This window comes from Streptomyces sp. NPDC030799 (assembly GCF_055572255.1).
The window spans coordinates 88,495-113,738 of the sequence record NZ_JBVIDS010000009.1 but is presented as its reverse complement, the minus strand read 5'-3'; the positions used below and the strand labels follow the sequence as shown (position 1 = coordinate 113,738).

Here is a 25,244-nt window from a genome sequence, read left to right as displayed (position 1 = left end):
GGTCGGGTGCGCGCCCGGCCGAGAGGCTGGGCGGCCCAGGGCGTTGCTCGCCGTCGGCGGCCGGCCGTTCGTGGTCGTTCGGCCGTTCGTGGTCATGGATTCGTGGTCATAGACTGGTGCGCTGCCCGTCAACCCCCGCCCGAGAGGCCCGATCCCGCCCATGAAGCTCGTCTTCGCCGGTACCCCCGAGGTCGCTGTTCCCGCTCTGGACGCCCTGATCGCTTCCGGGCGGCACGAGGTGGCCGCCGTCGTCACGCGGCCCGACGCGCCGGCCGGGCGCGGGCGCAGGCTGGTCGCGTCGCCCGTGGCCGAGCGCGCGGAGGAGGCCGGGATCGAGGTGCTGAAGCCGCTCAGGCCCCGGGACCCGGAGTTCCTGGAGCGGCTGAAGGAGATCGCCCCGGACTGCTGCCCGGTCGTCGCCTACGGCGCCCTGCTGCCCAAGGCCGCCCTCGACATCCCGGCCCACGGCTGGGTCAACCTGCACTTCTCGCTGCTGCCCGCCTGGCGCGGGGCGGCACCGGTGCAGCACGCCATCATGGCGGGCGACGAGATCACCGGCGCGTCCACCTTCCTCATCGAGGAAGGGCTCGACTCGGGGCCGGTGTACGGCACGGTCACCGAGGAGATCCGGTCCACGGACACCAGCGGCGATCTGCTGACCCGGCTCGCCTTCGCCGGTGCGGGGCTGCTCGCCGCGACCATGGACGGCATCGAGGACGGTGCCCTGAAGGCCGTACCGCAGCCGGCCGAGGGCATCACCGTCGCGCCGAAGATCACCGTCGAGGACGCCCAGGTGGACTGGGCCGCGCCCGCGCTGCGCGTCGACCGGGTCGTGCGCGGCTGCACGCCGTCGCCCGGCGCCTGGACCACCTTCCGCGGCGAGCGGCTCAAGCTCATCCAGGTCACGCCCGCGCCCGAGCGCACGGACCTCGCGCCGGGGCGGATGGCGGTCGGCAAGAACAGCGTGCACGTCGGCACCGGTTCGTACGCCGTCGAGCTGCTCTGGGTGCAGGCGCAGGGCAAGAAGCCGATGCGCGCCGCCGACTGGGCCCGCGGCGTGCGCATCGCGGAGAGCGAGACGCTCGGCGGCTGAGCCCCGGGCGGCGGGGGCGACGGTGTGCCGACGTACGCTGGACACCGCACCCTCTTCTTCACATCCGGAGCACCTTTTCGTGAGCGAGCAGTCCCGGCGGCCCCGCAAGCCCGCCAAGCCCTACCGCCGTCCCCAGAAGGACCCCGTCCGCATCCTGGCTTTCGAGGCGCTGCGCGCGGTCGACGAACGGGACGCGTACGCCAACCTCGTGCTGCCCCCGCTGCTCAGGAAGGCGCGCGAGAAGGGCGACTTCGACGCGCGGGACGCCGCTCTCGCCACCGAGCTGGTGTACGGCACGCTGCGTCGGCAGGGGACGTACGACGCGGTGATCGCCGCCTGTGTCGACCGGCCGCTGCGCGAGGTCGACCCGCCGGTGCTCGACGTGCTGAGCCTGGGTGTGCACCAGCTGCTCGGGACGCGCATCCCCACGCACGCCGCCGTGTCCGCCTCCGTCGAACTGGCGCGGGTGGTGCTCGGCGACGGACGGGCCAAGTTCGTCAACGCCGTGCTGAGGAAGGTGGCTCAGGACGACCTCGACGGCTGGCTGGAGAAGGTCGCGCCGCCCTACGACGAGGATCCCGAGGACCACCTGGCCGTCGTGCACTCGCACCCCCGCTGGGTCGTCTCCGCGCTCTGGGACTCGCTCGGCGGCGGCCGCGCCGGCATCGAGGACCTCCTGGAGGCCGACAACGAGCGGCCCGAGGTGACCCTGGTCGCGCGGCCGGGGCGGGCCACCGCCGAGGAGCTGCTGCGCGAGGAGTCCGCCGTCCCGGGGCGCTGGTCACCGTACGCGGTGCGGCTCGCCGAGGGCGGTGAACCGGGCGCCGTGCAGGCCGTGCGCGAGGGACGGGCCGGAGTGCAGGACGAGGGCAGCCAGCTGGTCGCCCTCGCACTCGCCAACGCGCCCCTCGACGGCTCCGACAGCAAGTGGCTGGACGGGTGCGCCGGGCCCGGCGGCAAGGCCGCGCTGCTGGGCGCGCTGGCCGCCGAGCGGGGCGCCACGCTGCTCGCCTCGGAGAAGCAGCCGCACCGTGCGGGCCTCGTCGCCAAGGCGCTGGCCGGCAACCCGGGGCCGTACCAGGTGATCGCCGCCGACGGCACCCGGCCGCCGTGGCGGCCCAGCACCTTCGACCGCGTGCTGATGGACGTGCCCTGCACCGGACTCGGCGCCCTCCGTCGCCGTCCCGAGGCCCGCTGGCGGCGGCGCCCGGACGACCTGGACAACTTCGCCCCGCTCCAGCGCGCCCTGCTGCGCACCGCACTGGACTCCGTGCGCGTGGGCGGGATCGTCGGCTACGCCACCTGCTCACCTCACCTCGCCGAGACCCGCGCGGTCGTCTCCGACATCCTCAAGCAGCGCCCGGAGGCCGAGCTGATCGACGCCCGCCCGCTCCTGCCAGGCGTCCCGGCGCTGGGCGAGGGCCCCGACATCCAACTGTGGCCCCACCTGCACGGCACGGACGCGATGTACCTGGCCCTGATCCGCAGAACCGCCTGAAACCGGCCCCCACCGGCCTGCGGACAAACCACAACGGAAATGGACCGCCGTTACGGCCCGGCGCGGCGACATGGCAGGCTAGGGGCATGGCCGCGCAGATCAACCCCAGCATCCTGTCCGCCGACTTCGCCCGCCTCGCGGAGGAGGCCAAGGCGGTCCAGGGCGCCGACTGGCTCCACGTCGACGTCATGGACAACCACTTCGTCCCGAACCTCACCCTCGGCGTGCCGGTCGTGGAGTCCCTGGCGCGGGCGACGGACACCCCGCTGGACTGCCACCTGATGATCGAGGATCCCGACCGCTGGGCGCCCCAGTACGTCGAGGCGGGTGCCTCCTCCGTGACCTTCCACGTGGAGGCGGCCGCCGCGCCCGTGCGGCTCGCCCGGGAGATCCGCGCCAAGGGCGCCCGCGCCTCCATGGCGCTCAAGCCCGCGACGCCGATCGAGCCGTTCGAGGACCTGCTGCCGGAACTCGACATGCTGCTGATCATGACGGTCGAGCCCGGCTTCGGCGGCCAGGCCTTCCTCGACATCATGCTGCCGAAGATCCGCCGCACCCGTGAGCTGATCAGCAAGCACGGCCTGCAGCTGTGGCTCCAGGTGGACGGCGGTGTCTCGGCCTCGACGATCGAGCAGTGCGCGGACGCGGGAGCGGACGTGTTCGTGGCCGGTTCGGCCGTGTACGGGGCGCAGGACCCGGCGGAAGCCGTCCGTGCACTGCGCACGCAGGCGGAGGCGGCCACCGCCAAGGCGTCCTGGGCATGCGACCACTGAGCCACAGATACATGAACGGTTAAGTGAACGCCGCCCTTCAGGGCGGATCAGCCGCGCCGAATCTGCAAGGATGAACGGCGAATCCAGAGTGTGAACAGCAGTGAGGAGATCGCCGTGTCGGGTATGTCGGCGGGCCGGTCAGCCATGCGGATGGGACCCGCTGAGCTGGTGCAGGCGGCGGCCATGGCCCGCCGCTTCTACCTCGAGGGCAAGTCCAAGATCCAGATCGCGGAGGAGTTCGGCGTCAGCCGCTTCAAGGTGGCCCGGGTCCTGGAGACGGCCCTCGAACGGGATCTCGTGCGCATCGAGATCCGTGTCCCGGCCGAGCTGGACGCCGAGCGCTCCGACGCGCTCCGCGCCCGCTACGGCCTGAGGCACGCCGTCGTGGTCGAGTCCCCGGCCGAGGCCGAGGAGACGCCCGACCCCGAGAACCTCGGCGAGGTCGCCGCCGACCTGCTCGGCGAGCTCGTCAACGAGGGGGACGTACTGGGCCTGGCCTGGGGACGGTCCACCATCCACATGGCGGCGGCGCTCGACCGGCTGCCGCCGTGCACGGTGGTACAGCTGACGGGCGTGTACGACGCCGGGACCTCGGAGCGCGGCTCGGTCGAGGCCGTGCGCCGCGCCGCCCAGGTGTCCGGCGGCGACGCCCACCCCATCTATGCCCCGATGCTGCTGCCGGACGCGGCCACCGCGGCGGCCCTGCGCAACCAGACCGGGATCGCCCGGGCCTACGAGTACTTCGACAAGGTCACGGTCGCCTGCGTCTCCATCGGCTCCTGGGAGCCGGGCATCTCGACCGTGCACGACATGCTCAGCGACGAGGAGCGGGCACACTACGCCTCGCTCGGCGTCGCCGCCGAGATGGCCGCGCACCTCTTCGACGCCGAGGGGCGCCGGATCGGGCGGGACCTGGGGGAGCGGTGCATCACGGTCAAGGCCGACCAGCTGCGCCGTATCCCGGAGGTCGTGGCCATCGCCGGCGGGCAGCGCAAGGCGGCCGCGATCGACGCGGTCCTGCGGTCCGGGCTGGTCACCAGCCTGGTCACGGACACCTCCGCCGCGGACTATCTGATGACGGCAGGACCGACCCCGAAGCCCGCGCTCAGCCGCGCGGACCCCGACGGACACTGAGGCCCTCCGGGCTCACCGCAGTCCGCCCCCCGCGGGTGGCTCGGCGGTCCGATGCCGCCTCAGCGGCGGATCACGACCGACTGCGCGGTGGGTCCAGACCAGCTCCGGGTCCGGATCGGCTCTGCGGTGGCTCCCCGTCGGCTCTACGGCGGGTCGGGTCCTGCGTGGCGGTTGTGGCGGGACGTGAGGTTCAGGCGGGGCGTGAGGGCTCAGGCAGGAGGCCCGGGCTCAGCCGGGCGCGACGGGCTCCGGCGGGCCGGGTCGCGGGCATCTGGCGGTTGTCACTGGCTGCGCGGTGGCCGCAGCTCGCTCGTGGGCAGCTCGTGGTGATCGTGACTGACCTCATGGCGGGTCGAGGTCGGCTCCGCGGCGGGGCAGCGGCCCCCCGGTTTTGCAGGGGCCGGCCGGGCGTGGGCGGTGGCGTGGGCGGTGTCGACGGGGCGCGCAGGGCTGTGGGTCGAGCTCCTCGGAGGGAGTCCGGCTCTCCGGCGGCATGGCGGCCGTGGTGGTCGGAGCGGTCACGGGGGGGGGCGAATCCGACTCCGCGCAGGGCACGGCGGCCGGGCAGGCCGCGTCCGCACCAGCGCGTCGGGTCGGGGCGGCGTCGGGTCGGGGCGGCCGTGGCAGCATCGTCGGCATGTCGCCGCGGTTCGTCCCCCATACCCACAGACGGTCTTTGACAGCCCCCCGACCGCCCGGACGCGTGTTTAGGCGGCCACCGCGCTCGCCGGGCCGGGGCTGGTCGTCGGGGCTGTCGCGAACGCTCGGACGCGCCTTGAGGCCGCCCCGCTCGCCGAGCCGGGGCTCGTCGTCGGCGCTGTCCCCGACGCCCGGACGCGTCCTGACGCCGCCCCGCTCGACCGGAAGGTCCCCGGTGTTGCCCCGCGCGCTCGTGGGGCTGCTGGGCCTCCTCCTGGCTGTTCTGCTCGCGGGGTGTTCCTCCGGTTCCGGATCGGGGTCGGGTGCCGGCGCGGGTACGGCGCAGAGTCCCGCCGGTACGAGCGTCTCCGCCCCGGCGTGGGCGCACGGCATGGGCACGGTCAGGGAGTCCCGGCTGCCCGCCGAGGCCCGGCGGACCCTGGCCCTCATCGACAAGGGCGGCCCCTTCCCTTACGCCAGGGACGGCGTCGTGTTCGGGAACTTCGAGGGACGGCTGCCGAAGCACCAGCGCGGCTACTACCACGAGTACACGGTCAGGACACCCGGCTCGCACGATCGCGGGGCCCGGCGCATTGTCACCGGACAGGGCGGGGAGATCTACTACACCGATGATCACTATCAATCGTTCCGGGCGGTGCTGAGATGAGCGACGACCTCGCGGGTCGCCTGACGGTCACGCTGGACCTTCACGGCGTCACGGACAAGGCCGGGCTGATGGACGCCGTGGCGCGGACACTGGCCCTGCCCCACTGGTTCGGCCGCAACTGGGACGCGCTCCTCGACAGTCTCTCCGATCTGTCGGTCTGGCCCGAGGAGGCGGCGGGCCGCGGGCTCCTCCTCGTCGTCACCGGCTGGCGGGCGTACGCGGACACCCGCCCGGAGGAGTGGCGGGTGGCGCGGGAGGTGTTCACCGAGGCCGCCGACCGCACCGACCTGCTCACGGTCGCCGTCGCGATGGAATGACGGCCTCGTCATGTGATGCGCCAGTAACTGGTCCCTCACGCACGGCGGACGGCTCGTCGTGATCGTCGTCAACGCCCGCTACGGCACCGAGGTGGAGGCTGCGCTCCGCGCCCCCCGGTGAGGCGTTCGGTGGATCCTCCGAAGATCCACTGGGCACCCTGGAGGTTCCGTCGGGGCCCGACCGCGGCCCCGGCATGGGAGAATGAAGTACGTGCTCTTTCCCCCTGGCGCACCCGTCCGGGGGTCACCTCTGATCGACTGGGATGTGCAGCACGTGCGTTTCCTCAATGACATCCAGCCCGCGTACGACCTGACGTACGACGACGTGTTCATGGTGCCGAGCCGCTCCGCGGTGGGCTCCCGTCAGGGCGTGGACCTCGGCTCGCCGGACGGGACGGGTACCACCATCCCGCTCGTCGTCGCCAACATGACCGCCATCGCCGGCCGCCGCATGGCCGAGACGGTGGCCCGCCGCGGCGGCCTGGTGGTCATCCCGCAGGACATCCCGATCGACGTCGTCACCGACGTCGTCTCCTGGGTGAAGAGCCGCCACCTGGTGCTCGACACGCCGATCGTGCTGGCCCCGCACCAGACCGTCGCGGACGCCCTGGCGCTGCTGCCCAAGCGGGCGCACAACGCCGGTGTGGTCGTGGACGAGAACCAGCGGCCCGTCGGTGTCGTCACCGACAGGGACCTGACCGGCGTCGACCGCTTCACCCAGCTCGAAGTGGTCATGTCCAAGGACCTGCTGCTGCTCGACGCGGACATCGACCCGCGTGAGGCCTTCAACACCCTCGACCACCACAACCGTCGCTACGCCCCGGCCGTCGACAAGGACGGCAAGCTGGCCGGCATCCTGACCCGCAAGGGCGCCCTGCGCGCCACGCTGTACACCCCGGCCGTCGACAAGAACGGCAAGCTGCGCATCGCCGCCGCCGTCGGCATCAACGGCGATGTGGCGGGCAAGGCCAAGCAGCTGCTCGACGCCGGCGTGGACACGCTCGTCATCGACACCGCGCACGGCCACCAGGAGTCGATGATCAGCGCCATCAAGCTGGTGCGCGCCCTCGACCCGCAAGTGCCGATCGCCGCGGGCAACATCGTCTCCGCCGAGGGCGTCAAGGACCTGATCGACGCCGGCGCGGACATCATCAAGGTCGGTGTCGGCCCCGGCGCCATGTGCACCACCCGCATGATGACCGGCGTGGGCCGGCCGCAGTTCTCCGCGGTCCTGGAGTGCGCCGCCGAGGCGAAGAAGTACGGCAAGCACGTGTGGGCCGACGGCGGTGTCCGCCACCCACGCGACGTGGCCATGGCGCTCGCGGCCGGCGCGTCGAACGTGATGGTCGGCTCCTGGTTCGCGGGCACGTACGAGTCGCCGGGCGACCTCCAGCACGACGCCAACGGCCGTGCGTACAAGGAGTCGTTCGGCATGGCCTCCGCGCGCGCCGTGGCCAACCGCACGTCCGACGAGTCCGCGTACGACCGCGCCCGCAAGGCGCTGTTCGAGGAGGGCATCTCCACGTCCCGCATGTTCCTCGACCCGGACCGTCCGGGTGTCGAGGACCTGATCGACTCGATCATCGCGGGTGTCCGCTCCTCCTGCACCTACGCCGGTGCCGGCTCTCTGGAGGAATTCGCTGAGAAGGCCATAGTCGGCATCCAGAGCGCGGCCGGCTACGCCGAGGGCAAGCCGCTGCACGCCAGCTGGAGCTGACCCTTCCGCGCCCCGCACGGCCCCCGTCCTACCCCCACCGGGAAGGGCGGGGGCCGTCGGCGTATGCGGAGGCCGGCAGGGTGGGCAGAGGGTGGCCGTGAGGCTGCTGTGCAACGGTCGACAGCCTGCGCGCAACGATTTGTCATTCCGGTCCGATGAACGCAATGATCATCCGGGGACGCGCAAGGTTGCTGCATTACGCCCGTGAAGGCCCGCCTCATAGGGTGCTCGTCTGTACGTGGTGTGGCGGGGACCCCGCTCGGTGAGTTTCCGCCCTCGCAGGGCTGCCACCGGTCCCCGCCCGCAATGACCGCAGGATTTAAGGAGCCAGCGCGTGCTCGACCAAGGCGCACCCCCGCACGACCGCACAGCGACCGCCCCCGCGTCCCCGGGTGTCGCCGCGCGCCTCATGCGGCGCAAGCCCGTGGAACGCCTGGTCGCGGAGGGCGGCCACGGCGAGGGAGGATCGCTTCGGCGCTCCCTCGGACTGTGGCAGCTGACCATGATCAGCATCGGTGCCACGCTCGGCACCGGCATCTTCGTCGTCCTCGGCAACGCCGTGCCGAAGGCGGGCCCGGCCGTCACCCTCTCCTTCGTGATCGCCGGACTGACCGCGCTGTTCTCGGCCCTGTCCTACGCCGAGCTGGCCGGCACCATCCCGGTCTCCGGCTCCTCGTACTCGTACGCGTACGCAACCATGGGCGAACTCATCGCCTGGGTCTGCGGCTGGTGTCTGCTGCTGGAGTACGGCGTCTCGGTCGCCGCCGTGGCCGTCGGCTGGGGCGAGTACCTCAACGAGCTGCTGGACGGCACCATAGGCGTGACCATCCCGACGGCCCTGTCGGCGCCGCCCGGCGACGGCGGCATCTTCAACCTGCCGGCCCTGATCGTCGTGCTTCTCGCGATGGCCTTCCTGCTCGGCGGCGCCAAGGAGTCCGCGCGGGCCAACACCATCATGGTGTGCGTCAAGATCGCCGCGCTGGTCCTGTTCTGCGCGATCGGCTTCATGGGCTTCAAGTCCGGCAACTACTCGCACTTCATGCCGCTCGGCATGGCGGGCGTCAGCGGCGCCGCCGGCACGCTGTTCTTCTCGTACATCGGTTTCGACGCCGCCTCCACCGCCGGTGAGGAGGCCAAGAACGCCCAGCGTGACCTGCCCCGCGCGATCATGCTGTCGCTGGTCATCGTCACCGCCCTGTACGTGCTGGTGGCGGCCGTCGCCGTCGGCGCCAAGCCGTGGCGGCAGTTCAACGACTCCGAGGCCGCGCTCGCCCAGATCATGAAGGACGTGACCGGTCAGAGCTTCTGGGCCACCCTGCTGGCCTTCTGCGCCGTCATCGCCATCGCGAGCGTCGTCCTGACTGTGCTCTACGGCCAGACCCGCATCCTGTTCGCCATGTCCCGCGACGGCCTGGTGCCCAAGATCTTCGCCAAGGTGCACCCGAAGACCGGTGCCCCGCGCGCCAACACGGTCATCGTGTCGGTGTTCTGCGGTGTGCTCGCCGCCGCGATCCCGCTGGGCCAGCTGGCGGACGCCACCAGCATCGGCACGCTGTTCGCCTTCGGCCTCGTCAACGTGGCCGTCGTCGTGCTGCGCCGGACCCGCCCGACGATGAAGCGCACCTTCCGCGTCCCGCTGTCGCCGGTGCTGCCCGCGCTGGGCTTCGCCTTCTGCGTCTGGATGATGGGCAGCCTGTCGGCCGTCACCTGGATCGTGTTCGGTGTCTGGATGGCCGTCGGGCTCGTGTTCTACTTCGTGTACGGCTATCGCCGTTCCCGTCTCGCGACCGGTGAGGGTCTCGCGGTGACGGCAGAGAAGTGACCGAACCGAAGAAGTGAACCACCCCCTGTGCTGAACGATCTCGACGAACGCATCGTGCACGCCCTCGCCGAGGACGCCCGCCGCTCCTACGCGGACATCGGGCAGATGGTCGGCCTGTCCGCGCCCGCCGTGAAGCGGCGCGTGGACCGGCTGCGGGCCACCGGAGCGATCACAGGATTCACCGTGCGGGTGGATCCGGCGGCGCTCGGCTGGGAGACCGAGGGGTACATCGAGATCTACTGCCGCCGCAACACCTCCCCGGAGACCATCCAGCGGGGTCTGGAGCGCTACCAGGAGGTGGTGGCCGCGTCGACGGTCACCGGCGAGGCGGACGCGATCGCCCAGGTCTTCGCGTCGGACATGCGTCACTTCGAGCGGGTCCTGGAGCGTATCGCCGGTGAGCCGTTCGTGGAGCGGACCAAGTCGGTGCTGGTGCTGTCGCCGTTGCTGCGGCGCTTTTCCTCCGGGGCGCCGGGGTAGGCGGCTTCCGGCTCGGGGCGCCTTCGCCGTTGCCGGGTGCGGGTTGGGTGTGGCTGGTCGCGCAGTTCCCCGCGCCCCTGGGCATGCTGCAGTCGCACGTGCCGGAAGGGGCGCGGGGAACCGCGCGAGAAACCACGGCGCACCCGCAGCCGGCAGACGGCAAGGCGCCCCGAGCCCTATTCAGCCGTCTTGCGCGCCAGCGCGTTGTTTCCGATCGAGTTGCGCACGCTGAAACTCACCGCATCCGACCGGTACCGGTCGTCCGACCACTCCACCGGCCGCCCTTCCCTCGTCGTCGTCACGCGCCGCACCCGCAGCAGCGGACTCGTCCGGCGGACCCCCAGCAGCTCTGCGTCCTGCGCGCCCGCCGCCACGGCATCGATCACATGCTCCCCGTAGGCGAAAACCAGACCGGTGTCGTCGTACAGCCGCTGCGTGACCGAGGGACACTCCCGCTCGATCGACTCGACCGCGGGGGAGATCCAGTCGGCGTACACCGTGCGCTCCAGCAGTACCGGCTCGCCGTCCAGGCCGCGTACCCGGAGTACGTGCAACACCGGTGTGCCCGTGGCCAGTTGGAGACGTACGGCGTCCTCGGGCGTGGCCGGGCGGTATTCCTGCGTCACCACGTGGCCCGTGGCCTCGCGGCCCATCGCGCGGGCCCACTGGGCGAAGCTGCGCAGTTCCCCGAAGCTCTGGCTGCGGCGGCTGGCGAGCACGACGCGCCGGGCGCCCTGCCGGGAGCCGATCAGGCCCTCGGCGGTCAGGGCCGCGACGGCCTGGCGGACCGTGCCGCGTGAGACGCCGTAGTGCGTCGCGAGTTCCGACTCCGAGGGCAGGCGGCTGCCGACCGTGTACTGCTCGCGGTCGATCGCCCGCCGCAGCTCATCGGCGATCTCCTCGTGTCGCGCCGTCATGCTTCCCCTCTGCTCAGGTCGCTGTGCACAGCGTGACCAGCCTAATCGAGACCTGAGCGTGATCTGCAGCGGTCTGGAATGTGCAGCCGAGCAGGGCCCAGAGTTTCGCTCACGTTTACGGACAGGACACCGTGAGCGGGCGTACTGTGACGCAACTTGTTCAGACAAGTTCTCCACCCTCCTCCTGCGTCCCCTGGAGAGACCGTGACCGTGTCCCTGCCGAGAAACGCCGTGCTCGGCGGCTGCATCGCCGTCGTCGCCGCACTCGCGCTGAGCGCCTGCGGCGCCGCCCCCGACAACGCGTCGACCACCACCAAGGACGGCAAGAGCGCCGCCTCCGCCGCCTCCGCCGCCGACTTCGGCGGCATGGACGCCCTGGTCAAGGCGGCCAAGAAGGAGGGTGCGCTGCACATCATCGCGGTGCCCCGTGACTGGGCGAACTACGGCGCCCTCATCGACGGCTTCCACAAGAAGTACGGCATCAAGATCGACGACGAGAGCCCGGACGGCACCAGCCAGGACGAGATCAACGCCGTCACCTCCAGGAAGGGCCAGGACCGCGCGCCCGACGTCCTCGACCTGGGGAGCTCGTTCGCGCTGAGCGCCGCCCAGCAGGGCCTCCTCGCGCCCTACAGGGTGACCTCCTTCGCCGACATCCCCGAGGCCCAGAAGGACCCGCAGGCCCGCTGGTACAACGACTACGGCGGCTATGTCTCCATCGGCTGCGACGCCAAGCGCGTCAAGCAGTGCCCGACCAGCTTCAAGGACCTGCTCAAGCCCCGGTACAAGGGCCAGGTCGCCCTCAACGGCAACCCCACCAAGTCCGGTTCGGCCTTCGGCGGTGTCTACGCGGCGGCCCTCGCCGACGGGGGCTCCTTCGACAACATCCAGCCCGGCCTGGACTTCTTCGCCGAGCTGAAGAAGAACGGCAACTACACGCCCGTCGAGTCCACCCCGGCCACCGTCGAGAAGGGCGAGACGCCCATCTCCATCGACTGGGACTACCTGAACGCCGGATACGCCGACGAGTTCAAGTCCAAGGGTCTCGACTGGAAGGTCGTCATCCCCGGCGACGGCCAGTACGCCCAGTACTACTCCCAGGCCATCAACAAGGACGCCCCGCATCCGGCCGCCGCCCGCCTGTGGCAGGAGTACCTGTACAGCACCGAGGGCCAGAACCTGTGGCTCGAGGGCTATGCCCGCCCGGCCCTGATGACCGCCATGGAGAAGGCCGGCACGCTCGACAGGGCCGCCGCCGCCAAGCTCCCCAAGGTCACCGGCACGCCGTCCTTCCCGACCGAGACCCAGCAGAGCAAGGCCAAGACGGTCATCGCCCAGGGCTGGGGGAAGGCCGTCTCCGGATGACCGCCGCCCTCCCGCGCGCGGACGTGGCGCCCGTCGCTTCGGCGAAGCGACGGCGCCGCGCCCCCGGCTGGCTCGCCGTGCTCCCGCTGCTGGTGTTCACGGCCGTCGCCTTCGGACTGCCGGCCGCCGCCATCCTGAACGGCGCCTTCACGGTGAAGGACGCCACCACGGGCGCCACCTCCTACACCGGCGCCAACCTGACGGCCTCGCTGCAGGGCCCGTACCTCACGGCCCTGCTCGGCAGCGTCAAACTGTCGGCGATCTCGGCCGCGCTCGGCGCCCTGCTCGGGCTGCCGCTCGCCCAGGCCGTGGTCGGCTCCCGCTCCCGCTGGCTGCGCGAGGCCGTGCTGACCGCCTCCGGCGTGCTCGCCAACTTCGGCGGGGTCCCGCTGGCCTTCGCCTTCGTCGCCACCCTCGGCAACGCGGGCGTGCTGACCGTGCACCTCGGTCTGAAGGACAGCAGCTGGGACCTCTACAGCTTCTGGGGCCTGGTCCTCGTCTACCTGTACTTCCTCATCCCGCTCATGGTCCTCACCATCACCCCCGCGCTGGACGGGCTGCGCGCCCAGTGGCGGGAGGCCGCGCTGAACAACGGCGCCACCGGCGTGCAGTACTGGCGGCACGTGGCCCTGCCCGTGCTCGCGCCCTCGCTGCTCGGCGGTCTCGTCCTGCTCTTCGGCAGCGCCTTCGCCGCCTACGCCACCGCCGCCGCCATGGTCGGCAGCGCGGTCCCGCTGGTGACCCTGCAGATCGCCGACGCCCTGTCCGGCAACGTGCTGGTCGGCCAGGAGAACGTCGCCCTCGCCCTGAGCCTCGACATGGTGCTGGTGGCGGGCCTGGTGATGGCCGTGTACCTGCCCCTTCAGCGACGGAGTGCCCGATGGCTCGACGCCTGACCCCGTGGCGATGGGTCGTCCTCGGCCTCGCCGCCGTGTACTTCCTGGTGCCGCTCGCCGCCTCCGTGATCTTCACGGTGGACGTGCCCGGCCAGGGCGTCACCTTCGACGCCTACACCAAGATCCTCTCCACCGACGGCTTCGTCTCCAGCCTGCTGCTCTCGCTGGAGCTGGCCGTGGCCACCATCGTCGTCGTCCTGCTGCTGATGGTGCCCGCCATGGTCGCCCTGCGGCTCGGCGCACCTCGGCTGCGGCCGGTGGTGGAGGTGGTGTGCTCGCTGCCGCTGGTGGTGCCGCCCATCGCGTTCGTCGCCGGGATAGCCACCGTGCTGAAGTGGGGCCCGGAGTATTTGTCCCGGACCCCGCTGTTCGAGACCTTCGTGGTGATCCAGAACGACAGCTTCCCCGTCGTCCTCGTCCTCGCCTACGTCGTGATGGCCCTGCCCTTCGTCTACCGCGCCCTGGACGCAGGCCTGCGCGCCATCGACGTACGCACCCTCGTCGAGGCGGCCCGCAGCTGCGGCGCCTCCTGGCCCCAGGCCCTGGTCCGGGCCGTCCTGCCCAACCTGCGCGGGGCCCTGCTGAACGCGGCCTTCCTCACCCTCGCCCTGGTGCTCGGCGAGTTCACCGTCGCCAGCCTGCTCGGCTTCCGGCCCTTCGCCGTATGGATCTATGAAGTCGGCGGCTCCCAGGCCCAGATGTCCGTCGCCGTGTCCGTGCTCAGCCTGCTCGTCACCTGGGCCCTGCTCCTCGCGCTCGCCGGTGCCGGCGGCCGCAACCGAACCGCTTCCTCCCGGGGATGACACACATGACCGCCACCCTGCCCGAGACGCTCGACAAGGCCGCCACCGTCGAATTCCGCGGCCTGCGCCGCGAGTTCGGGGCCACCGTCGCCCTCGACGGACTCGACCTCACCGTCCGCCCGGGAGAGTTCCTGGCTCTCCTCGGCCCGTCCGGCTGCGGCAAGACCACCGCACTGCGCATGCTGGCCGGATTCGAACACCCCGACTCCGGCGCCGTACTGGTGGACGGCCAGGACGTCACACTCGTCCCGGCCCACCGCCGCGACGCCGGCATGGTCTTCCAGTCGTACAGCCTCTTCCCGCATCTGAACGCCGTGGACAACGTCGCCTTCGGGCTGCGCATGCGCGGCGTCCGTACCGCCGAACGGCGTGCCCGCGCCACCGAGTTGCTGGAGCTGGTCGGCCTCGGTGACAAGGGAGAGCGCTACCCGCACCAGCTCTCCGGAGGCCAGCAGCAGCGCATCGCGCTGGCCCGCGCCCTGGCCCTGCGCCCGCGCGTGCTCCTGCTCGACGAGCCGCTGTCCGCACTGGACGCGAAGGTACGGCTCACCCTGCGCGAGGAGATCCGCCGGCTTCAGCAGGAACTCGGCATCACCACCCTCTTCGTCACCCACGACCAGGAGGAGGCCCTCTCGGTCGCCGACCGGGTCGCCGTGATGCGCGCCGGCCGGCTCGAACAGTGCGCCGAGCCCGCTGAGCTCTACGGCCGCCCCGCCACCGCCTTCGTCGCCGAGTTCGTCGGCACCATGAGCCGGATCCCGGGCGAGCTGACGGACGGCACGGCCGCGGTGCTCGGGCAGCGGCTGCCGGCCGACGGCGAGGTGTCCGACGGTGCGGTGGACGTGCTGGTGCGGCCCGAGGCCGTACAGGTGCGCCCGGACGAGCAGGGCAGCGCCCGGGTCGTCGCCACCGCCTTCCTCGGCGCGGTCGTCCGGGTCACCGTACGGCTCGCCGACGGCACGGAGGTCAAGGCCGACCTGCCCGCGCACGAGGCCACCGGGCTCGGGGCCGGAACCGCCGTGGCCGTGTCACTGCCTCAGCGGCCGGTGCTCGTGGCCGAACGTACCCAGAAGTGAGGAACGACTCCGTGACCCCCCACACCGCCCTTCAGGCGGTCCTGTTCGACATGGACGGCACGCTCGTCGACACCGAGCGGCTCTGGTGGGAGGCGGTCGAGCAGGTCGCCGGGCGCCCGCTGACCGAGGCCGACCAGCCGGATGTGCTCGGCCGCCCGGTCGAGCACACCGCCGCCTGGCTCGCCGCGGCCACCGGCGGGCAGCCCGCCGACCTCTCGGCCCGCCTGCACCACGAGTTCGCCGAACGTGTCCGCACCGGGGTCGTCCCCCGGCCCGGCGCCCTCGGCCTGCTGGACGCGCTGGCCGCCGCCGGCGTACCGGTCGCCCTGGTCACCGCGTCCCCGCGCGCGGTCGCCGACGTCGTCCTCGACGCCCTCGGCGCCGAGCGGTTCGCGGTCTCCGTCACCGTCGACGACACCGCCCGCACCAAGCCCGCCCCCGACCCGTACCTCGCCGCCTGCCGCGCCCTCGGCGCCGACCCCGCCGGCTGCGTGGCCGTCGAGGACACCGCGACCGGCGTGGCCTCGGCCGAGGCCGCCGGCTGTGCCGTACTCGCCGTGCCGTCCCTCGCGCCGATCGGCGCGGCGCCCGGGCGGACCGTACGGGAGAGCCTCGCCACGGTCACGGTCGAGGAACTGCGGGGGATGGCCGCCCCCGAGCTGCGGGTGATGAGCTGGAACCTGTGGCTGGGCGGCAGCGAGGTCGACGACCATCGCGCCAAGCAGCTCAAGGCCATCATCGACAGCGGCGCCGACGTCGTCGGGCTGCAGGAGACGGGCGGAACCGCCGCCCAGGAGCTGGCCGAGGCACTCGGCTGGCACCACCACCGGGCCGGCGAGAACCTCGGTGTCATCAGCCGCCACCCGATCACCGCCCCCCTCGGCGACCCGGACGTCGGCTTCTACGGCGCCGCGGGCGTCCGCATCGCCCTCGCGCCCGGCCGCGAGGTCGACGTGTGGACCGCGCATCTGCACTGCACGCCGTACGGCCCCCACGAGTCCGCCTTCGACGGGCTGCCGGCGGCGGAGCTGATCGCCCACGAGGAGGTGCGGCTCGCCCAGATGCGGGACGCGCTGGGCCGCATCGACGAGTCCTCCGCGCAGGGCGTCCCGGTCGTCCTCCTCGGCGACTTCAACTGCCCCTCGCACCTGGATCGGCCGGAGGTCGCCTGGCCGGTGACGAAGGCCGCCGAGGACGCGGGCTTCGCCGACTCCTACCGCGAGGCCCACCCGGATCCCGTCGCCGAGCCCGGCCACACCTGGTCGCCGATCCACCCGGTGCACGAGGACGGCAGCGGGCGGCCCGAACCGCAGGACCGGATCGACTACGTCCTGCACCGGGGTCTGACCGTCCGGGAGGCGCGGACCCTCGTCACCGGCAGCCCGCGGCCCTGGCCGGACGTCGCGGACAACGACTGGCCCTCCGACCACGCGGCGGTGGTGACCACCTTCGCCGTGACCCGGCTGTGACCCGGGGTTACCGCAGGTCACCATTGCGGTTCGGGTGATCGTCCCGTAGGTTGTGCCGAACTTTGTACTGACTGGTAACAGCGGCAGGTACTCCATGCGCTGGCCCCTCGGCCGTCCCACCACCGTCCGTGCGCGGATCGTGGCGCTCGCGCTCGCCCCGGCCGTCGCGCTGATGGGGCTGTGGAGCTTCGCCATGTGGTCCGTCACCGGCGAAACACGCGCGCTGATCCGGCTTCAGGGGGTGTACGAGGACTTCGGCACCCCCGTGGACACCGCGATCGGGCAGATCCAGATCGAGCGCCGGATGTCCGCCGCCTACCTGGGGGCCCGTCTCGACACGGCCGCCGCCGGCGACCTGCTCGGGCAGCAGCGCCGTACCGACCGGGCCGTCGACGCCATGCGGCAGGCGGTCCGGGGCGGTGACCGCAGCCGGCTCACGGCACGGCAGCGACAGGCGCTGGACGCCATGGTCACCGCCACCGGGAAGCTGGACGACCTGCGCGCACAGGTGCTGTCCCGGCACATCACCTGGGACCGGGCCGTGGACCGGTACAGCGCGCTCGTCGAGCCCGGTTTCGACGTGCAGTCCACCCTCACCGCCCTGCAGGCCGGACAACTCGCCCGTGAGGCGCAGGTCGTCATCGAGCTGGTACGGGTACGGGAGTTCGTCTCGCGGGAGGACGCACTGGTCGCCGGGGCGCGGGCGGCCGGCACACTGACCGACCGGCAGTACGACAGCCTGACCGAGACCATCGAGGACCGGCGCGTCTTCCAGCGGACGTACGTACCGGACCTGCCCGGCGACTCGCGTGCGCTGTTCGAGCAGTTCCAGCGGGGGGACCTGTACGGCTCGCTGGCGCGCGGCGAGGACGCGCTGCTGCGGGCCGGGGCCGCCGGCGCCGGGAAGGCCGTCGCCGCGGACACCTGGCGGTCCACCACCGACCGGGCCGTCAAGCGGTACATGCAACTGTGCACGCAGTCCGCCGAGAACTCCGCCGCACGCGGTCGGGCCTTCGCCTACCGGGAGCTGACCAAGGCGGCCGTCGTCGGCGTGGTCGGACTCGGGGCCGTCGGGCTTTCCCTGTGGTTCGCCGTGCGCGGGGCCCGGCGCATCTCACGGCGCCTGGAGACCCTGCGGGACGCGGCCGACGTCCTGACGAGGGAACAACTTCCCGATGTCATGCGCCGGTTGAGTGCGGGTGAGGAGGTGGACGCGGTGGCGGAGGCACCGCCGCTGGCCACCGGCGAGGTGCGGGACGACGAGATCGGCCAGGTCGGCCGGTCCTTCAACACCGCGCGACTCGCCGCCGTCGAGGCCGCCGTCAAGCAGGCGACCCTGCGCCGCGGCCTGTTCGCGGTGCTGCTCAACATCGCCCGCCGCAACCAGGCCCTCGTCCACCGGCAGCTGAAGCTCGTCGACACCCTGGAACGGCGCACGGACGACCCCGACGTGCTCCGCGAGCTGTTCCGCATCGACCACCTGACCACACGCATGCGCCGGCACGCGGAGAGCCTGATCATCCTCTCCGGCGCCACGCCCGGCCGGCGCTGGCGCCGGCCCGTACCCGTCGCGGACGTCGTCGCCTCGGCCGTCGGCGAGATCGAGGACTATGCGCGCGTGGTGGTTCCTCCCATGCAGGAGGCCGGCGTCGCGGCGGACGCGGTCGCCGACGTGGTGCACCTGATCGCCGAACTGCTGGAGAACGCCACGGTGTTCTCGCCGCCGCACACCCAGGTCACGCTGCGCACCGGACGGGTCGGCAGCGGGTTCGTGCTGGAGATCGACGACCGGGGGCTCGGCCTCGACGCCGACGCCCGCGCGCACGCCCACCGCACCCTCACCGACCCGGACGCCTTCGACCCCACCCGCCACGACCGGCTCGGCCTCTACGTCGTCGGCCGCCTCGCCGCCCGGCACGGCATCGAGGTCACCCTGCGCGATTCGCCGTACGGCGGGACGACGGCGGTGGTGCTGCTGCCGGAGGGGGTGCTGGCGGAGGTGGAGCCGGTGGTGGGGGCAGAGGTGCACGAGCTGCCCTCCAGAAGGCGATCCGCAGCACGGGCCGAGCAGCAGAGCTCACCCGTGGCGGAGCCACCGGCACCCACCCGGCTCACGCCCGTGCCCGCGCCGGAACCGGCGGCCGAGCCCGCTCTGCCCACCCGGATCCGGCAGGCGTCCCTCGTGCCGGAGCTGCGGGAGGAGCCGCCGGCGGAGGACAGAACGGCGAGGGCACCGGAAGCCGACGCCGAGGAGATGCGGGCGATCTTCGGCGCCTTCCAGCGCGGGCTGGACCGCGGCCGCAGGGGCCTGCCGGCAACCGGCGAGGTGGCCCGGAGTTCCGGTGCCGCGGAGCCGACGGCACCGCAACCCCCCAGGGGCGCGGGGAACGGCGCGGCCAGCCACCGCGCACCCGCACCCGACCACGCATCCGCACCCGACCATGCGAACCTTCCCCTCAACGACACCCACGAAGGGACGGACACCGACGATGCCCGGTGACGAACAGAGGCCCGAGCAACCCGCCGTGCCCGGCGGAGCGCCCGGCACGGATCTCGGATGGCTGCTGGACGACCTCGTGGCGCGCACCGACCACGTCCGTCAGGCCGTCCTGCTGACTGCCGACGGCCTCCCCCTCAGCAGCTCGGAGGGGATGCGCCGGCGGGACATCGAGCATCTGGCCGCCGTCTGCTCCGGCTTCCACGGCCTCGCCCGCTCGGCGGGGGAGCGGTTCGCCGCGGGCGGGGTGCGGCAGACCATGGTGATGCTCGACGACGCCTACCTCTTCATCACCCCGGCCGGACACGGCAGCCGGCTCGCCGTGCTCAGCGAGGCCCGCACCGACGTCGGCCAGCTCGCTCACGAGATGGCCCTGCTGGTCCGTCGCCTCGGCCGCCACCTGGACGCGGCCACGCGCAACCCCAGCTGATCCCGCACGTGAGCGACGAGCACTGGTACGAGGACGAGACCGGGCCGATGGTGCGCCCCTACACGGTGACCCGTGGCCGCACCCGGCCCTCGGGCGCGCACGCCATCGACCTGATGTCCCGGGTGACCGCGCTGGACACCGACGCGCCGGGGCCGGACGTCGACCACGCCCGGGCCGCCCTGCTCGAACTGATCCGGCGCGGCCCGCGTCCCGTCGTGGAGCTGGCCGCGGACGCCGATCTGCCCCTGACCGTGCTGCGGGTCCTGCTCGGCGATCTGGCCGAGGCGAGCCTGATCCGCATCGACGAGCCGCGCCGCCTCCCGGCCGGCGGCCCGGCCGCCGACCCGGGGCTGCTGCGGGAGATCGTGCAGCGTCTGCGGGAGATCTAGAGCTTCGGCTGCCAGGGCACGACCTTGAAGTCACCCGTGCCCTGCTTCACCTTCTCGAACGGGGCGGACGACACACACGGCGGCAGATCCTTGGTGTCCCTGGGGCTGCCTACCCCCGCCCAGCTGTAGCCCAGCCGGTCGTGCCGGCCGAGGTCGTGGACCGTGACGCCGACCCGCTTGCCCTTCGCCCCCGGCAGGTCGGACGCGGTGATCACACCGGAGACGACGGCGACCGGGCCGCCGGTGACCAGGCAGTCGACCTTGGCCTTGGCCCAGGCCCCCTGACCGTGCAGGTAGTGGCTGAACTCGAAGGTGCCCGTGGCCTTGAGCGGGTTCATGTTGTTCTTCGGCGCCAGATGCGCGTCGAAGCTGAAGGTGATGTCGTCCCCGGCCGACCGGTACAGCTTGGCCGTACCGGTCAGGGAGGCGGCCTCCCGCTGAGGGGGGTGCGTCCCGCCGACCGAGGCCAGTGCCGCCCCGGCCGTGCCGGCGGTGATCAGCAGGGCGGTGGTGAGGGTGACGGCGGCGATCTTCGTACGACGCTTCATGACGGTCCTTTCCGCAGGTCAAGCGCGTGAACTGAACGATCACCACTCTCCCGGCGACGGCCCGGCCGCACATCGCCCCGCAGGCGGGACCCCATCTCCGCCGTCCGGCGGGGAACCCCGGCCGTGACCTGCGCCTCGGGAAGGACGGGATACGGCCCCCCGGGCGCGCAACGAATCGCCGACAGACCCTCCTTCCACGCAACGATCCGCGCACAGGCGCGCAACGGCTCCTTCTTGTCCGGCCGAGCGCGCCGACCGTACCTTCTTCATGGCCCCGAAAAACCTTCCCGGGCCGCCACTCCGGCCCCAAGAACCCGCTTTCCGGTGAGGACCCCGCATGCGCACCGCCCTGCTCCAGAGCTCCGGCCGCCCCGGCTCGATCGTCGAGAACCTCAAGGTCCTCGACGAGGCCGCGGGCCGTGCCGCCGCCGCGGGCGCCGCGCTGATCGCCGCACCGGAGATGTTCCTGACCGGGTACGCCATCGGCGACGACATCGGCCGCCTCGCCGAGCCCGCCGACGGCGACTCCGCCGACGCGATCGCGGAGACGGCCGCCCGGCACGGCATCGCGATCGTCTACGGCTACCCGGAGCGCGACGGCGAGACCGTCTACAACTCCGCCCAGCTGATCTCCGCCGACGGCACCCGCCTCGCGAACTACCGCAAGACCCACCTCTTCGGCTGTGCCGAGCGTGAGCACTTCACCCCGGGGGAGCAGTCGCTCGTCCAGGCCCGGCTGGGCGGACTGACCGTCGGCCTCATGATCTGCTACGACGTCGAGTTCCCGGAGAACGCGCGCGCCCACGCCCTGGCCGGCACCGACCTGCTCGTGGTGCCGACGGCGAACATGCACCCGTTCCAGTTCGTCGCCGAGGCCATGGTGCCGGTGCGTGCCTGGGAGAACCAGATGTACGTCGCGTACGTCAACCGGGTCGGCCACGAGGGCGAGTTCGAGTTCTTCGGACTCTCCGCCCTCGCCGGGCCCGACGGCATCGCCCGCACCCGCGCCGGCCGCGGCGAGGAGCTGGTGATCGCCGATGTCGACCCCGCCTTCCTGGCCGCGTCCCGCGAGGCCAACCCGTACCTGAAGGACCGCCGCCCCGGTCTGTACGGGTCCCTGGTCTGACCCCCCCCGAGTCCTCCCTCCCCGTTTCGCCCCCGCGCAAGGAGTCCCGTACCCCATGACGTCCACGGTGCCCAACGCCGTCGAGCACAACGACGAGCAGCAGCCGCCGATCACCATGTTCGGCCCGGACTTCCCCTACGCCTACGACGACTTCCTCGCCCACCCGGCGGGCCTCGGGCAGATACCCGCGACCGAGCACGGCACCGAGGTCGCGGTCATCGGCGGTGGCCTGTCCGGCATCGTGGCCGCGTACGAGCTGATGAAGATGGGCCTCAAGCCCGTCGTCTACGAGGCCGACCAGATCGGCGGCCGGCTGCGCACGGTCGGCTTCGAGGGCTGCGACGAGACGCTGACCGCCGAGATGGGCGCGATGCGCTTCCCGCCGTCCTCCACCGCCCTGCAGCACTACATCGACATGGTGGGCCTGGAGACCCGTCCCTTCCCGAACCCGCTGGCCGAGGCCACCCCCTCGACCGTCGTGGACCTCAAGGGCGAGTCGCACTACGCCGAGACCATCGACGACCTGCCCCAGGTCTACCGGGACGTCGCCGAGGCCTGGAACAAGTGCCTCGAAGACGGTGCCGACTTCTCCGACATGAACCGCGCCATGCGCGAGCGGGACGTCCCGCGCATCCGCGAGATCTGGGCCCAGCTGGTCGAGAAGCTCGACAACCAGACCTTCTACGGCTTCCTCTGCGACTCCGAGGCCTTCAAGTCCTTCCGGCACCGCGAGATCTTCGGCCAGGTCGGCTTCGGCACCGGCGGCTGGGACACCGACTTCCCGAACTCCATCCTGGAGATCCTCCGCGTCGTCTACACCGAGGCCGACGACCACCACCGCGGCATCGTCGGCGGCTCCCAGCAGCTGCCGCTGCGCCTGTGGGAGCGCGAGCCGGAGAAGATCGTCCACTGGCCCTACGGCACCTCGCTGAAGTCCCTGCACATGGACGGCGAGCCCCGCCCGGCCGTGACCCGGCTGCACCGCACCGCGGGCAACCAGATCACCGTGACCGACGCGAACGGCGACATCCGCACCTACAAGGCGGCCATCTTCACCGCCCAGTCCTGGATGCTGCTGTCCAAGATCGCCTGCGACGACTCGCTGTTCCCGATCGACCACTGGACCGCGATCGAGCGCACCCACTACATGGAGTCCTCCAAGCTCTTCGTCCCGGTCGACCGGCCCTTCTGGCTGGACAAGGACGAGGAGACCGGCCGGGACGTCATGTCGATGACGCTCACCGACCGCATGACCCGCGGCACCTACCTGCTGGACGACGGTCCGGACAAGCCCGCCGTGATCTGCCTGTCCTACACCTGGTGCGACGACAGCCTGAAGTGGCTGCCGCTGTCCGCGAACGAGCGGATGGAGGTCATGCTGAAGTCGCTCGGCGAGATCTACCCGAAGGTCGACATCCGCAAGCACATCATCGGCAACCCGGTGACGGTCTCCTGGGAGAACGAGCCCTACTTCATGGGCGCGTTCAAGGCCAACCTGCCAGGCCACTACCGCTACCAGCGGCGCCTGTTCACCCACTTCATGCAGGACCGGCTGCCCGAGGACAAGCGGGGCATCTTCCTCGCCGGCGACGACATCTCCTGGACGGCCGGCTGGGCCGAGGGCGCCGTCCAGACCGCGCTGAACGCGGTCTGGGGCGTCATGCACCACTTCGGTGGCCAGACCGACCCGGCCAACCCCGGCCCGGGTGACCTGTACGACGAGATCGCCCCCGTGGAGCTGCCCGAGGACTGACCGGACGAGCGAGCAAGGACCAAGGCGCGGGCCGCCGGACTCAGACTCCGGCCGCCCGCGCCTTTTCAAACACCTCCGCGGCGACGTCCGTCAGTTCGCGTGCGTCCCGGGCGGTGCCCTGCAGGTCGATGAGGATCTCGTCCAGGCCGATGCGGGCGTAGTCCACGAGGTCCGCCACGATCTGGTCGACATCGCCCTGGAAGGGCCGGCGGTCCGGGCCCTCGTACGGCTTCGCCTGGCGGCTGGTGTTCACCCGCAGCACCGTCCGGATCGGCCGCGTACGGCCCCGCTCCTCGGCCAGCTCCCGCAACTGCCGCCACTGGGCGGCGACCTGCTCGGCGCCCATGCCCACCGGCAGCCAGCCGTCGGCGTGGTCGACGAGCCGCCGGAAGGCCCGCCGGCTGCCCGCGGCCAGCAGAATCGGGATCGGCCGCGCGGGCTTGGGCCCGACCACGGCGGAGGCGATCCGGGTGAGGCTTCCGTCATGGACGACCGGATCCGGGCCCCACACCTTCCGGCGCACCTCGATGATCTCGTCCAGGACCGCGCCGCGCTCCTCGAAGGGCCGGACGCCCGAGGCCGCGTACTCGTCCAGGGACCAGCCGGTGCCGAGGCCCGCGAGCACCCGCCCGCCGCTCGCCGAGTCCAGCGTGGCCAGGGCCTTCGCGAGCTGGAACGGACCGTGCAGCGGAGCCACCAGGACGCTGGAGCCCAGCTCCGCCCGCTCGGTGGCGGCGGCCGCCAGGGTGAGGGTGACCAGTGGGTCGGCCACGTTCCGGTACTGGTCCGGCCATGGCAGGCCTTCGACGCCGTACAGACCCTGGGTCGCGGGCTCGGGGAACAGCGCCCGTTCGAAGACCCACAGACTGTCGTAGCCGATGTCCTCCGCGGCGCGTGCCACCTCGGGGACGTCCTTGCCGATCGAGTACTGCCGCATCTGGGGAAGACCGAGACCGAGCCGGGTCGCCATACCGCCACTCCTCTGTGATCGGGTCCTGGCCGCTCAACGTCCCACGGCCACCGGGAAGTTCCGAGGTGACGGGATCATTCCGTGAGCGGAGTGAGCAGCATCCGCCCCGCGAACCCCACCGCCCTGTCCAGCCGTTCGGTGAACTCCTCGGCCACGTCGCCGCAGTGGCGCAGCGCCCACAGGGCCCGTGCCGCCGCCCAGGCCGCGTCGCGGGCCCGCTCCAGGCTCCAGGAGCCCAGCAGATGGGTGAGCGGATCGGCGATCTGGAGCAGGTCGGGACCCGGCATCAGATCCTCGCGGACACGCTCCTCCAGCGAGACGAGGATGTCGCCCACGCGGTCGAACTCGTCCTCCAGATCTAATGGTTCGCAGTCGAGCGTACGACAGGCGTCCACCACGGCGAGCGCCAGATCGTGCCCGATGTGCGCGTTGATGCCCGCCAGCGCGAACTGCAGCGGCCGTACCCCGGGATGGCGGCGGAGCTGGAACAGCGGGCGCCAGCAGGCGGGTGGCCGGCGGTCCGCCGCCGCCGCGTCGACCGCCGCCAGATACCGCTCGGCGAACCGCACGTCCAGGGCGATCGCCGCCCGTGGATCCGGGAACTCCCTGGCGTCCAGGCGCCGGTCGACCTCCTCGGTGACGGAGCGGTAGACGCGGTTGAACACGGCGACCCCGTCCCGCTCGGGCAGGGCCGCGTCCAGGGCGCGCATCCGGGAGACGACCGCGTCGACAGGAGTGGTGAAGTGTCCCAACTGCGTCATGGGGGAAGGGTCCCAGCCCTGGGCCGACGGGCGTGCCGACCGGCCCGGTGCTTCGCCGGAACGGGGGAACGGACGGCGGGCCGCGGATGCGAGGGGGGAATGGC

23 protein-coding genes are annotated in these 25,244 nt (G+C 72.1%); 19 read left to right on the top strand and 4 right to left on the bottom strand.

Features of this window, described 5'->3' with window-relative positions:
* The first annotated feature begins 160 nt into the window (after positions 1 to 160).
* From fmt to ACZ41I_RS23075, 9 genes are all read left to right on the top strand, one after another.
* Complete coding sequence (gene fmt, locus ACZ41I_RS23115) at positions 161 to 1,093, top strand: methionyl-tRNA formyltransferase (protein WP_363219924.1); 933 nt, start codon at positions 161 to 163, stop codon at positions 1,091 to 1,093.
* A 79-nt stretch (positions 1,094 to 1,172) separates the two neighbouring features.
* Positions 1,173 to 2,591 (top strand): RsmB/NOP family class I SAM-dependent RNA methyltransferase, encoded by a 1,419-nt coding sequence (locus ACZ41I_RS23110; RefSeq protein ID WP_468514947.1) that lies wholly within the window; start codon positions 1,173 to 1,175, stop codon positions 2,589 to 2,591.
* A gap of 86 nt (positions 2,592 to 2,677) precedes the next feature.
* Positions 2,678 to 3,364 carry a ribulose-phosphate 3-epimerase gene (gene rpe / locus ACZ41I_RS23105; protein ID WP_360094982.1) on the top strand — a complete coding sequence of 229 codons (687 nt, stop codon included), beginning with the start codon at positions 2,678 to 2,680 and terminating at the stop codon, positions 3,362 to 3,364.
* A gap of 90 nt (positions 3,365 to 3,454) precedes the next feature.
* Complete coding sequence (locus ACZ41I_RS23100; RefSeq protein ID WP_399771402.1) at positions 3,455 to 4,498, top strand: sugar-binding transcriptional regulator; 1,044 nt, start codon at positions 3,455 to 3,457, stop codon at positions 4,496 to 4,498.
* Between the two features lie 877 nt (positions 4,499 to 5,375).
* Positions 5,376 to 5,804, top strand: coding sequence for a guanyl-specific ribonuclease (locus ACZ41I_RS23095; protein WP_399771405.1), 429 nt, complete (start codon positions 5,376 to 5,378; stop codon positions 5,802 to 5,804).
* Positions 5,801 to 6,121 (top strand): barstar family protein, encoded by a 321-nt coding sequence (locus tag ACZ41I_RS23090; protein WP_363219919.1) that lies wholly within the window; start codon positions 5,801 to 5,803, stop codon positions 6,119 to 6,121. The genes ACZ41I_RS23095 and ACZ41I_RS23090 overlap by 4 nt, the downstream gene beginning before the upstream one ends.
* Positions 6,122 to 6,395: 274 nt before the next feature.
* On the top strand, positions 6,396 to 7,838 hold the full coding sequence (locus ACZ41I_RS23085; protein ID WP_399771586.1) for a GuaB1 family IMP dehydrogenase-related protein: 1,443 nt from the start codon (positions 6,396 to 6,398) through the stop codon (positions 7,836 to 7,838).
* A gap of 334 nt (positions 7,839 to 8,172) precedes the next feature.
* Positions 8,173 to 9,660, top strand: coding sequence for an amino acid permease (locus tag ACZ41I_RS23080; protein WP_363217165.1), 1,488 nt, complete (start codon positions 8,173 to 8,175; stop codon positions 9,658 to 9,660).
* 27 nt (positions 9,661 to 9,687) lie between these two features.
* Positions 9,688 to 10,140 carry an Lrp/AsnC family transcriptional regulator gene (locus ACZ41I_RS23075; RefSeq protein WP_184973120.1) on the top strand — a complete coding sequence of 151 codons (453 nt, stop codon included), beginning with the start codon at positions 9,688 to 9,690 and terminating at the stop codon, positions 10,138 to 10,140.
* 176 nt (positions 10,141 to 10,316) lie between these two features.
* Here ACZ41I_RS23075 and ACZ41I_RS23070 read toward each other — a convergent pair whose 3' ends face one another.
* The gene (locus ACZ41I_RS23070) at positions 10,317 to 11,057 is read right to left on the bottom strand and encodes a GntR family transcriptional regulator (RefSeq protein WP_363217166.1); all 741 of its coding nucleotides are present in this window, start codon (positions 11,055 to 11,057) and stop codon (positions 10,317 to 10,319) included.
* Positions 11,058 to 11,261: 204 nt separating this feature from the next.
* Between ACZ41I_RS23070 and ACZ41I_RS23065 the strand changes: the two genes are divergently transcribed.
* The 8 genes from ACZ41I_RS23065 (at position 11,262) to ACZ41I_RS23030 (ending at position 19,982) form a co-directional block, all read left to right on the top strand.
* Positions 11,262 to 12,422, top strand: coding sequence for an ABC transporter substrate-binding protein (locus tag ACZ41I_RS23065; RefSeq protein ID WP_468514946.1), 1,161 nt, complete (start codon positions 11,262 to 11,264; stop codon positions 12,420 to 12,422).
* Positions 12,419 to 13,318: an ABC transporter permease gene (locus tag ACZ41I_RS23060; RefSeq protein ID WP_468514945.1), complete on the top strand. Its 900-nt coding sequence runs from the start codon at positions 12,419 to 12,421 to the stop codon at positions 13,316 to 13,318. Before ACZ41I_RS23065 ends, ACZ41I_RS23060 begins: the two co-directional genes overlap by 4 nt.
* Positions 13,303 to 14,121: an ABC transporter permease gene (locus ACZ41I_RS23055; protein WP_468514944.1), complete on the top strand. Its 819-nt coding sequence runs from the start codon at positions 13,303 to 13,305 to the stop codon at positions 14,119 to 14,121. The genes ACZ41I_RS23060 and ACZ41I_RS23055 overlap by 16 nt, the downstream gene beginning before the upstream one ends.
* 5 nt (positions 14,122 to 14,126) lie before the next feature.
* Positions 14,127 to 15,197, top strand: a complete 1,071-nt coding sequence (locus ACZ41I_RS23050) for an ABC transporter ATP-binding protein (RefSeq protein WP_468514943.1) — start codon at positions 14,127 to 14,129, stop codon at positions 15,195 to 15,197.
* 11 nt (positions 15,198 to 15,208) lie between these two features.
* Entirely contained in the window at positions 15,209 to 16,666 is a 1,458-nt protein-coding gene (locus ACZ41I_RS23045) for an HAD-IA family hydrolase (protein ID WP_468514942.1), read from the top strand.
* 94 nt (positions 16,667 to 16,760) lie between these two features.
* Positions 16,761 to 19,166 (top strand): sensor histidine kinase, encoded by a 2,406-nt coding sequence (locus ACZ41I_RS23040; RefSeq protein WP_468514941.1) that lies wholly within the window; start codon positions 16,761 to 16,763, stop codon positions 19,164 to 19,166.
* Complete coding sequence (locus ACZ41I_RS23035; RefSeq protein ID WP_399771421.1) at positions 19,156 to 19,593, top strand: roadblock/LC7 domain-containing protein; 438 nt, start codon at positions 19,156 to 19,158, stop codon at positions 19,591 to 19,593. The genes ACZ41I_RS23040 and ACZ41I_RS23035 overlap by 11 nt, the downstream gene beginning before the upstream one ends.
* Before the next feature lie 8 nt (positions 19,594 to 19,601).
* The gene (locus ACZ41I_RS23030; RefSeq protein ID WP_363217174.1) at positions 19,602 to 19,982 is read left to right on the top strand and encodes a DUF742 domain-containing protein; all 381 of its coding nucleotides are present in this window, start codon (positions 19,602 to 19,604) and stop codon (positions 19,980 to 19,982) included.
* Here the strand turns inward: ACZ41I_RS23030 and ACZ41I_RS23025 are convergent.
* Positions 19,979 to 20,530 (bottom strand): Repetin, encoded by a 552-nt coding sequence (locus ACZ41I_RS23025; RefSeq protein ID WP_363217175.1) that lies wholly within the window; start codon positions 20,528 to 20,530, stop codon positions 19,979 to 19,981. The two genes, ACZ41I_RS23030 and ACZ41I_RS23025, sit on opposite strands and share 4 nt — an antisense overlap.
* Before the next feature lie 337 nt (positions 20,531 to 20,867).
* On the opposite strand from ACZ41I_RS23025, the gene ACZ41I_RS23020 reads away from it, so the two are divergent.
* Positions 20,868 to 21,656, top strand: a complete 789-nt coding sequence (locus tag ACZ41I_RS23020; protein WP_363217176.1) for a carbon-nitrogen hydrolase family protein — start codon at positions 20,868 to 20,870, stop codon at positions 21,654 to 21,656.
* A 55-nt stretch (positions 21,657 to 21,711) separates the two neighbouring features.
* Complete coding sequence (locus tag ACZ41I_RS23015; protein ID WP_363217177.1) at positions 21,712 to 23,409, top strand: flavin monoamine oxidase family protein; 1,698 nt, start codon at positions 21,712 to 21,714, stop codon at positions 23,407 to 23,409.
* Positions 23,410 to 23,449: 40 nt separating this feature from the next.
* Here ACZ41I_RS23015 and ACZ41I_RS23010 read toward each other — a convergent pair whose 3' ends face one another.
* On the bottom strand, positions 23,450 to 24,379 hold the full coding sequence (locus ACZ41I_RS23010) for an LLM class F420-dependent oxidoreductase (protein WP_468514940.1): 930 nt from the start codon (positions 24,377 to 24,379) through the stop codon (positions 23,450 to 23,452).
* Between the two features lie 74 nt (positions 24,380 to 24,453).
* Complete coding sequence (locus ACZ41I_RS23005; RefSeq protein WP_468514939.1) at positions 24,454 to 25,140, bottom strand: DUF5995 family protein; 687 nt, start codon at positions 25,138 to 25,140, stop codon at positions 24,454 to 24,456.
* Positions 25,141 to 25,244: the final 104 nt, after the last annotated feature.